The organism is Butyricimonas sp. RTP31003st1_G1_RTP31003_210430 (assembly GCF_040920905.1).
Taxonomy (GTDB): Bacteria; Bacteroidota; Bacteroidia; order Bacteroidales; family Marinifilaceae; genus Butyricimonas; species Butyricimonas paravirosa.
Genome location: NZ_JBCOSQ010000103.1, coordinates 1 through 9,813 on the forward strand (window position 1 = coordinate 1; position 9,813 = coordinate 9,813).

The window sequence follows — 9,813 nt, forward strand, 5'->3', positions numbered from 1 at the left end:
GTACCTATACTACGCCACCCTGCAAACGGCAACTGCCGAAACCTTCATGACCTTCCGGGCCTTCCAGCCCATGCTAACCTTCGGGCTGGAGGCATGGATTGCAGTCTACTCCATCGACTTGCGCCCCGACTTGGACACGAGAGATTACATCTTGGCCTGCATCATCATCCTAGGTTCCCTACTCATCTTGATCATGCCTCCAAAACGAGTGGAAGAAAATCGCTCGAAACAATACATGACGGACTAAATAATTGAAAAGACTACCCCCTCTAACTCCCCCTTACACAGGGGGAGAAACAAACGCAAGAAAGCACTACAATATAACAATGGAGCATATCCTCCCCCTTTCCAAGGGGGAGCTAGAGGGGGTTGGAATCTAAAATTTAAAATCAACAAGACTTAAAAGAAAACGTTTGATTTCATCTTTTTGATCCGGATGGAACCAATGAATATCAGCGTCATTGCGATACCAGGTAAGTTGCTTTTTTGCATATCGGCGGGTATTTCGTTTGATGAGCCGGATAGCCTCTTCCCGATCAAACTTGCCATCAAAGTAATCGAACCACTCCTTGTACCCTACCGTATTCAAGGCATTCAGGTGGAGTAAAGGATAAAGACTACGGGCCTCCTCCTCCATTCCGGCCTCCACCATCTGATCCACCCGGCGATTAATCCGGTCGAACAATTCTTCTCTTTCCCGGTTCAACCCGATCTTCACGATGTCAAACTCCCGCTCCTTCACGCTTCCGGTCAAAAAAGAAGAATAAGGCTTTCCGGTCATTAGGCAAACTTCCAAAGCGTGCATGATCCGTTTGGCATTCTTTAAATCCACCGTAGTATATGATACGGGGTCCAACCTTTTCAACAACATCCGCAACGCCTCGATTCCATCCCGTTCAAACATCTCTTTCACGGAAAGACGCACTTCCTCGTCAATCGTGGGCATCTCGTCAATTCCCTTGCACACGGCGTCAATGTACATCATAGAACCACCCGCCATGATCACCACCTCTTTCGTCTCGAACAACTCCCGGATCTTCCGAAGCGCTTGTTGCTCGAACTCCCAACAATTAAAATAATTCCGGACAGACTCCGTTTGTATAAAAAAATGAGGAACTGCCTCCAGTTGCTCTCGCTCCGGCACGGCAGTTCCTATATACATTTCCTTGTAAATCTGTCGGGAATCACATGAAATAATCGACGTCCCATACATCTTGGCCAGCTCGATACTCAAATCCGTTTTCCCCACTCCTGTCGGTCCAAGCAATACGATTAACGTCTCCATGCAAATTTTCGATTTAATGATTTTAGATTTTAAATTGAAAAAGGAGCCTTGTGCGGCTGGAATTTAAAATCTAAAATCTAAAATTATCAAAGTCTATCTATATAATCATCCAAACTCTCGTAGCGTTCGTCACGATAATACTCATCATCACCACCCCGGTCTTGGCGATCCTCGTCGTCATAATCCCCGTTACCGAACTCTTCCATGAAACTATCGTCATAATCCCCCTCGTACTCTTCCTCCGGCTTGTCAAACTCCCAATCAGCATTCCCATCCTCGTAAGAGAATTGTTCCGGAATATCCCCCTCACAAGCAACGCATACCGGCATCACGTCGGAAGAGTCACGGATATATTCCCCGGCATACTCTACCTTAAAATATTTGTTAGAGAAGAAATCATACACGTACTCTAATTCAAGACACCCCGGTTTAATGATGTCACTGATTTTCGTGTTGTCCATGACGAGCGTTTCATTTTCCTCGTCCTCTGTCGTCATATCCATCAATGCAATTTCTTTCACCCGGTTTCCCATCCGGTCAAGCGTGAAAAAAGATGCCATTTGAGAGCTGTCATAATTCAACGTCTCAACTATTTTATCGTGAAATTGTTGAAACGTCTGTTCTCCACCAACAGCAATCTCACATCTAAAATCCGAACTAGTCGGTAAACTGATTTCAAATCTGTAGTCCATATGTTATTTTATTTTAACCTAGCATCAATGCCGACCCGACGCCCAGCGCCGTTACACCCAATATCACTAAAATCACGAAAGCGACAACAGCCAACGCCACGCAGATTCCAACAATACCACAAACCCGTCCGGCAGTAAGATTCTTGTAGGAAGCCTCCGTGTACTCTTCCGGATGTTCCAGATAAGCTCTCCGGGGCCCGGAAGCAATGGCTACCGCCAGGATTCCCAGCACCAACCCCACGAACCCGTAACACCAGCAAAACACCAGAGACAAAATCCCTAAAACCAACACTGCCGTCGCGTTAGGAAGATCCTTTTTCTTCATTTCCATTATCTCCATGGTCGTAATTTTAATGAATTATTAATTTAAGCAAATATGAAATTAAAATTATTAGCAAGCAAACAAAACCAGCAAATTTTATTGCCCCGGGAGTAATTTTTTTCACCCCTACAAAATGCGCCATGGCAAGGCCGATAAACACAATCAAGGGGACCAACCCCGGATAGATTTTCACGGATTCCCACAACTCTCCTTTCAAGAGCAACAGTATCGCGGTCTGGAATCCACATCCGGGACACTCGATCCCGAAAGTGTCTTTAACCAGACAAGGCAGTTGATGCCCCTCCAGCCACGTCCAGATGCTCAATTCATACATTTATCGTGTTGAGCAAATGGGGTTTTACCGAAGCATATACAGCAAAAATGACGGCAAGAATAACCGCCAGCAGGATGAGCGCGCCGATACAAATCCCGATGATGCCACATATTCTCCCGGCGTTCAAGTTCTTATAGGATACTTCCGTGAATCGCTCCGGGTTCTCCAGATAAGCCTTGCGGGGAGCCGAGGCCAGTACCACTGCCAGAATACCGAGTACCAACCCGATGATCCCGTAGCACCAGCAAAACACCAACGACAGCGCTCCTAAAACAAGCGCTGCCGTGGCATTCGGTAAGTCTTTCCTTTCTCCGTCAAAATCTCCCATAATTTATACCTTAAATTTTAAATATCATGAACCACTGTTTCCAGTATATCCATTGCCTCCTTGATCAGGTTGATGTTTGCCTGGGAACCCATATGTCCGATCCGGAATACTTTCCCGGCCAATTTACCATAATTGCCTCCCACGACCATCCCCTGCACTCTCAATTCCGAATCCAAGCGCTCCCAAGTCATATGTTCCGGCACGTAAACCGCGGTCACAGTCGGGGAACACGCGGCTCCTTCCACGGGGTAGATCTTCAATCCCATCTCCTTAATCCGTTCACGGCAGTAGGCAGCCACCTTCTCGTGACGAGCGATGCAACTCTCCAACCCTTCCTCGAAAATCAGCTCGCAAGCCTTATGCAACTGGGCTGTTCCCTGCCAGTAGGGCGTGTACGGAAAGTACCCGGTTTCGGTTACATTCCGGAAAGGTAACAAAGCCTCGTATCCAGCGTAATTCACCTCCGCCACGATCTTCCAAGCCTCCTCACTCACGGAAAGGAATGACATATTAGCCGGGGCCGAGAGACACTTTTGCGAACCACCCAAGGCGAAATCCACGTGCCAATCGTCCACGTGTATCGGGGTCCCGCCCAGACCGGAAACGATGTCCACGCAAAGCAACGGTACCCCGTGTTTCACTTTCAAATCACCGATTTCCTTGACCGGGTTCGTCGTACCACTAGGCGTTTCGTTCTGCACCATCGTGATCATCTTCGGCTTGAACTCCACGATCGCTTTTTCCACGGCATCAAAGTCATGAATCGTCTCATCATAACCGAAATCCAGCACCCGAATCTCGCATCCCAGCGCCTTGGCCATATCGCCGAATCCCTCACCAAACAACCCGGTAGAAAGCACCAGCACTCGATCGCCCGGTTTCAACGTGCTTTTTAAAGCCGTCCACAACACCAACATACCTTCTCCCGTCTGAATCACCACCCGGTTACGGGTTTCCATCATCTTCTGCAACAATTTTTCCGTATCCTTGTACAAAGCCAGATACTCCGGCTCAAAATCGGCAGACCCGAAATTCGTGGCAGCAACTTTCAAAATCTCCTGGGGAACAGCAACAGGTCCCGGCACTAACGGTATCAGATATTTTTCCATCTCTTTTGAACTAATATTTAATTCTCTTAACTCTTAATCATTTACTTTTCCATTCAACTTATCTCCTAACACAAGGAGACAAGCAAATATTACTCAATTAATTAGCGGTAAAAAACACCTCCCCGTACCTTCAAGTACCGGATTTATTTCCGCCATTCCAAATATAGTAATAATTTCAGATTCTATCACGTTTCCAACTTTTTTCCTACACGAAAATAATCGTTTCACTTACCTATCTTATCCAAGTTGCCTTACGGTTACCAGACTGCTGCCTGCCTGTTAGGCGCTCTCGCCGCCTTATCGCCGCCTAGTCGCCCGCTTATAACCGCCATTTTAACAGGATTTATACAAATATAACACACTCTCTTTTCTTATTTTAATACGCAACATACATTCAATCATAAATAATCGTTATTTTAACTTCCAAACGCATCCAATACAATAGTATATTATTGCCTTTAAAAAAGGACATCCATTTTTAACCTTACCAATACTTCCCCGGGTAAAAATAAATAATTACTTTTGGAAGTTTACAAATTTATCATTAACGATCTCATGCAGAACATTCTGATTATAAACGGAAGTCCCCGGAAAAATGGGAACATCTCGAAAATGTTGGAGGCAATAAAAGAAGAAACTGAAAAACAGGGAGCGAACGTTTCAGTCATCCATGTTCACGATTTACAAATAAAGCCCTGTAACGGGTGCATGAGTTGCCGGAAAAACTTAACTTGTGTTCTCCCGGAAGACGGGGCTCAAGCCACTCTTCAATTAATAAACAAATGTGACGTGCTGGTCGTCGGCTCCCCGTGTTACTGGGGAAACCTACCGGGAGAGTTAAAACTCCTGTTCGACCGCATCGTTTACGGGATGATGGGCGAAAGCCCGAAGGGGATTCCCCTACCGCTACACAAAGGGAAAAAAGCCATCATCGTGAGTACCTGCACGACTCCCTACCCGTTCAATATACTTTTCAACCAAACGAGAGGAACAGTCAAAGCACTAAAGGAAATTCTCAAATGGAGCGGATTCAAGATCGTCGCCACCGTCGAGAGAGGCGGTACGAAAAAATCCCCCTTGCAGGAAAAAGATTTCCGGCTTTGTCGAAAAATCGCCCTGAAAGCCCTGAAATAATTACAATACAAACTAATTAAGAAAAATAAACCATCCGGAAGTTCATCCCTTGTCATAAAAAACAGGACAAAAACCGAACTTATTTTATGCCAATTCGTCATAATAGCTGATAGTGGCAATTACAGGTACGCTTTTTGTATAAAAAACAGTGAAGTGTACTTACAAAACACGTTTGGATTAAATATTAAAATGTATATTTGTACCTTAATTAGAAATTAGTTTTTAAAGAATGAGTGGAGCAGAAAAATTAGTGGAACAAATTATTGAAACGCTGAACAAAAATAAAGGGGTTAATATTGTAAAAATTGATTTGAGAAGAATTGAGAACTGTTTCTGTAGTTTTTTCGTAATATGTCATGGAACTTCCAACACGCACGTGGCCAGTCTTACAGACTTTGTCTACGACGAAGCCAACGAGAAATTGGGAGAAAAACCATTACACGTGGAAGGAGAACAACAAGCCCAGTGGGTGGTGTTGGATTACGGAAATGTGGTTGTACATATATTTCAAAAAGAACAACGAGATTATTATCAAATTGAAGATTTTTGGGCTGACGCGGAAATAACGAATGTAGAAGAAAATTAAAATTAAATATGGCAGAAAATAACAAAAAGGATAGTTTCAACTTCCCCCCTGTCGGTGGGAAAAACAATAAAGGCCCGAAATTCGGCGGCTACTGGTCGTTTATCATCATTGCCGCTTTCATTATCGGGAGTCAATTTTTCAGTATGCCTTCGGATCCGGAACGGATCTCATGGCAGAAGTTTAAAACAGATCTTTTAGCGAAAGGTGAGGTAAAGGATATTTACATCGTCAGAAATGGCGGTAAAGCCGAAATCACCTTGAAACCGGAGAAAGTGGAAACCCACAGCGATCTGGTGGCAAAAGGATTTAATCAGAAAAGTGTAGGTCCACAATACTACGTACCTTTCGGAACGCTGGAGCAATTTGAAAAGAATTTACAAGATGCACAGAAAGAATACCCGGAAGAAGCATCCGACGTATTCATTGACTATAAAGACGATTTCAACTGGTGGGGAGAAGTCATTACATTATTCCTGCCCATCGCTATATTCGTGGGAATCTGGATATTCTTCATGCGCCGCATGAGCAAGGGAGCCGGCGGCGGTGGTGGCGGTGGCGGCATTTTCAATGTCGGGAAATCCAAAGCGAAATTGTTTGACAAAGAATCCAACATAAAGATTACCTTCAAAGATGTTGCCGGGTTAGCCGAGGCCAAACAAGAGGTGGAAGAGATTGTATCTTTCCTCAAATCCCCAGATAAATACACCAAACTGGGAGGTAAAATTCCGAAGGGAGCCTTGCTGGTTGGCCCTCCGGGAACCGGTAAAACCTTGATGGCAAAAGCCATGGCAGGAGAGGCAAACGTGCCGTTCTTCTCCATGTCGGGATCGGACTTCGTCGAAATGTTTGTCGGCGTGGGAGCTTCCCGCGTACGCGACTTGTTCAAACAGGCTAAAGAAAAAGCCCCCTGCATCATCTTTATTGACGAGATCGACGCTATCGGTCGAGCCAGAGGGAAAAACCCGAACATGGGAGCCAACGATGAACGCGAGAACACGTTGAATCAATTATTAACCGAAATGGACGGTTTCGAAACCAATTCGGGAGTAATCATACTGGCTGCCACGAACCGGGCAGACATCTTGGATAGTGCCTTGTTGCGTGCCGGACGTTTCGACCGCCAGATATACGTGGATCTTCCGGAATTAAAAGATCGGGAAGAGATTTTCAAGGTTCACTTGAAACCGTTGAAACTCGCCGAAGACATTGACTACGCCTTTTTGGCAAAACAAACCCCGGGATTCTCCGGTGCGGACATCGCTAACGTGGCAAACGAGGCCGCGCTGATCGCTGCCCGGAAAAATAAATCGGCCGTGGAGAAACAGGATTTCCTGGATTCTATCGACCGTATCGTGGGCGGACTTGAAAACCGCAGCAAAGTCATCAAACCGAGTGAAAAGAAAGCGATTGCTTATCACGAGGCCGGACACGCTACCGTATCGTGGTTACTGCAACACGCTCACCCGCTATTGAAAGTAACCATCGTGCCGCGAGGAAAAGCCTTGGGTGCCGCTTGGTACTTGCCGCAGGAGCGCCAGATTACCACGAAAGACCAATTACTGGATCAGATGTGTTCCGTGCTGGGTGGACGGGCAGCCGAGGAAATCGTGTTTGGGGAAATATCCACGGGTGCGCAAAACGACCTCGAACGTGCCACGAAACAGGCTTACGCCATGGTATCCATCTACGGGATGAGCGACAAGGTGGGAATGTTGAGTTATTATGACTCCACGGGTCAGAGCGATTTCAGCTTTACCAAGCCCTATTCCGAGAAGACTGCAGAGTTGATTGATGCCGAGGTAAAAGATATGGTTTCTGCCGCTTACGAGCGAGCCAAACAGCTATTGAGCGATCATAGGGAACAACACCGACAAGTGGCGGAATTGCTGATCGAACGAGAAGTTATCTTTAGTGATGACTTGGAAAATATTCTCGGGAAACGTCCGTGGACAGAAGAAGAGGAGACACAACAGCCGGAAGAATTGTAACGGCAAGGCGGAAGGATTCCCGACAGGAAAAAACAGTATAAACTTAAAACCGATGACTATGGAAAATTGGGTATCTGTTTTCACAACAACAAGCGAACTCGAAGCAGGGATCGTGAAAGATCTACTGGACGAGGCGGGAATCCCGGCCGTGATTTTGAATCAAAAAGATTCTTCTTACCAAACCTTTGGCGACATCAGCGTGATGGTCAGCCGGGATGACCAGGAAGAAGCCAAGAAAGTTATTAAAGACTATTATGATCGTGAGTAATTTTTTAAAACGAGCAATCAGCGGCTTGCTGTTTGTCGTAGTACTAACAGGGTGTATTTTCATACACCCCATTTGTTTTTATATCCTGTTCTTTATCATCAACATTCTTGGCCTGATGGAATTCAGCCGGATGGCGAAACACATGAACATCCACGTGAACTTGTTCTTCTGCATCCTTTGCGGGAGCGTACTGTTCACCGTGGGATTCTTGCATAATTACATCAATTACAAGGACGGCTATCTCTATTTTTTCCTGTTGACCTTCATCATGTCTATCTGTGAACTCTACCGGAAAAGGGGAAACGGGTTCCAGAACATAGCCTTCTCCTACTACGCCTTGTTGTACATCAGTTTACCTTTCACGTTGCTAATATACCTACCCTACATGACCTCGGGGAAATGGATGCCGGAAATCATCTTTTTCCCGTTCTTGCTCGTGTGGGTTAACGATACCTTCGCTTACCTCTCCGGTTCATTACTCGGGAAACATAAACTTTTCCCCAGAATATCGCCCAAGAAATCATGGGAAGGAGCCATTGGCGGGGGACTGATGACCATTATTGTCGGTTTGTGCGTGTCTCCATATATCGAGGGTTACACGATCCGGGACACGGCCATTATTTCATGTATCGTGGTTGTTTTCGGGATATACGGGGATTTACTGGAATCCCTGTTTAAACGTAGCATCGAGATCAAAGATTCCGGCAACATACTACCGGGACACGGGGGCATTTTGGACAGATTCGATGCAATCATATTCACAATTCCCGCTATTTTTGTTTATATGGAATTCATGTATTAACTTTGCCCGCTGTTTTACTAACGTAACGAAATTAATATGAAGATACATAAAGCAGGTCATATATTATTGTTCAAAGCATTCGTACTCTTTGCTTTCATCAATGTACTCGTGTATGCCTTCATCCCTAATATCATTGTTTTCCGGGCGGTACTGATCGTCAGCGGAATTTTGTACCTCTTGATGGTAAACTTTTTCCGTTTCCCCAACAGGCACATTGTCGTGAAGGATAACACGATCCTCGCCCCTGCCGACGGGAAAATCGTGGTCGTGGAAGAAACCTTCGAACCCGAATACCTGAAAAAACAATGTATACAGGTTTCCATTTTCATGAACATCTTCAATGTTCATATTAACTGGTTTCCTATCAACGGAATAATCAAATTTTTCAAATATCACCAAGGAAGATACATGGCGGCCTACCTGCCCAAGTCTTCCACGGAAAACGAAAGAACAACCATTGCTATCGAGGCAACCAACGGACAAGAAATCGTGATGCGACAGATTGCCGGAGCCATGGCTAAACGTATTGTTTCATACGCTCCGGTCGGGGGTAAAGCCCGCCAGAACGAACATGCCGGATTCATCAAATTCGGTTCCCGGGTAGACTTGTACCTACCGTTAGGAACTAAAATTGACGTGAAACTCGGCCAAAAAGTAACAGGGTCTCAAACCCTTATCGGAACATTTCAAGAACCCGAATCCAAGTAATCATACCGAGGATTCGTAAATCATTATTACTATGTCTGTTCAAAAGAAAGTAAAAAGAGTAACCACCCACGTGTTATCAGAAATGAAACTCAAGGGGGAAAAGATAAGTATGTTAACGGCCTACGATTTCTCGATGGCTCAAATTATTGACAATGCCGGGATCGACGTGATTCTAGTGGGAGACTCCGCCTCTAACGTGATGGCCGGAAACGAAACGACCCTGCCGATCACGCTGGATCAAATGATCTATCACGGGG

At 45.4% G+C, this 9,813-nt stretch carries 13 protein-coding genes and 1 pseudogene; 8 read left to right on the forward strand and 6 right to left on the reverse strand.

The window, feature by feature from the left end; translation table 11 throughout:
• A pseudogene (locus AB5542_RS20085) lies at positions 1-247 on the forward strand (EamA family transporter); the annotation flags it as partial.
• Between the two features lie 129 nt (positions 248-376).
• Here AB5542_RS20085 and miaA read toward each other — a convergent pair.
• From miaA to AB5542_RS20115, 6 genes are all read right to left on the reverse strand, one after another.
• Positions 377-1,285, reverse strand: a complete 909-nt coding sequence (gene miaA / locus AB5542_RS20090) for a tRNA (adenosine(37)-N6)-dimethylallyltransferase MiaA (RefSeq protein ID WP_279038946.1) — start codon at positions 1,283-1,285, stop codon at positions 377-379.
• A gap of 86 nt (positions 1,286-1,371) precedes the next feature.
• Complete coding sequence (locus AB5542_RS20095; RefSeq protein ID WP_087419876.1) at positions 1,372-1,977, reverse strand: IS1096 element passenger TnpR family protein; 606 nt, start codon at positions 1,975-1,977, stop codon at positions 1,372-1,374.
• Between the two features lie 13 nt (positions 1,978-1,990).
• A complete protein-coding gene (locus tag AB5542_RS20100) occupies positions 1,991-2,317 on the reverse strand; it encodes a CCC motif membrane protein (protein ID WP_279038943.1) in 327 nt (108 codons plus the stop codon).
• Positions 2,318-2,327: 10 nt separating this feature from the next.
• Positions 2,328-2,633, reverse strand: a complete 306-nt coding sequence (locus AB5542_RS20105) for a DUF2752 domain-containing protein (RefSeq protein ID WP_279038941.1) — start codon at positions 2,631-2,633, stop codon at positions 2,328-2,330.
• Positions 2,626-2,961 carry a CCC motif membrane protein gene (locus AB5542_RS20110; RefSeq protein ID WP_087419873.1) on the reverse strand — a complete coding sequence of 112 codons (336 nt, stop codon included), beginning with the start codon at positions 2,959-2,961 and terminating at the stop codon, positions 2,626-2,628. The genes AB5542_RS20105 and AB5542_RS20110 overlap by 8 nt, the downstream gene beginning before the upstream one ends.
• 17 nt (positions 2,962-2,978) lie before the next feature.
• Complete coding sequence (locus AB5542_RS20115) at positions 2,979-4,070, reverse strand: pyridoxal-phosphate-dependent aminotransferase family protein (RefSeq protein ID WP_279038939.1); 1,092 nt, start codon at positions 4,068-4,070, stop codon at positions 2,979-2,981.
• A gap of 555 nt (positions 4,071-4,625) precedes the next feature.
• Here AB5542_RS20115 and AB5542_RS20120 point away from each other — a divergent pair.
• The 7 genes from AB5542_RS20120 to AB5542_RS20150 form a co-directional block, all read left to right on the forward strand.
• On the forward strand, positions 4,626-5,204 hold the full coding sequence (locus AB5542_RS20120; protein WP_087420606.1) for a flavodoxin family protein: 579 nt from the start codon (positions 4,626-4,628) through the stop codon (positions 5,202-5,204).
• 229 nt (positions 5,205-5,433) lie between these two features.
• The gene (gene rsfS, locus AB5542_RS20125; RefSeq protein WP_087419871.1) at positions 5,434-5,790 is read left to right on the forward strand and encodes a ribosome silencing factor; all 357 of its coding nucleotides are present in this window, start codon (positions 5,434-5,436) and stop codon (positions 5,788-5,790) included.
• An 8-nt stretch (positions 5,791-5,798) separates the two neighbouring features.
• On the forward strand, positions 5,799-7,778 hold the full coding sequence (gene ftsH / locus AB5542_RS20130; RefSeq protein WP_368243390.1) for an ATP-dependent zinc metalloprotease FtsH: 1,980 nt from the start codon (positions 5,799-5,801) through the stop codon (positions 7,776-7,778).
• A 58-nt stretch (positions 7,779-7,836) separates the two neighbouring features.
• Entirely contained in the window at positions 7,837-8,046 is a 210-nt protein-coding gene (locus AB5542_RS20135; RefSeq protein WP_087419869.1) for a DUF2007 domain-containing protein, read from the forward strand.
• Positions 8,033-8,848, forward strand: coding sequence for a phosphatidate cytidylyltransferase (locus AB5542_RS20140; RefSeq protein WP_087419868.1), 816 nt, complete (start codon positions 8,033-8,035; stop codon positions 8,846-8,848). The genes AB5542_RS20135 and AB5542_RS20140 overlap by 14 nt, the downstream gene beginning before the upstream one ends.
• A 36-nt stretch (positions 8,849-8,884) precedes the next feature.
• The gene (locus AB5542_RS20145; RefSeq protein ID WP_087419867.1) at positions 8,885-9,556 is read left to right on the forward strand and encodes a phosphatidylserine decarboxylase family protein; all 672 of its coding nucleotides are present in this window, start codon (positions 8,885-8,887) and stop codon (positions 9,554-9,556) included.
• Positions 9,557-9,587: 31 nt separating this feature from the next.
• Positions 9,588-9,813, forward strand: a 226-nt coding sequence (locus AB5542_RS20150) for a 3-methyl-2-oxobutanoate hydroxymethyltransferase (protein WP_368243392.1), incomplete at its 3' end; no start/stop codon positions are given.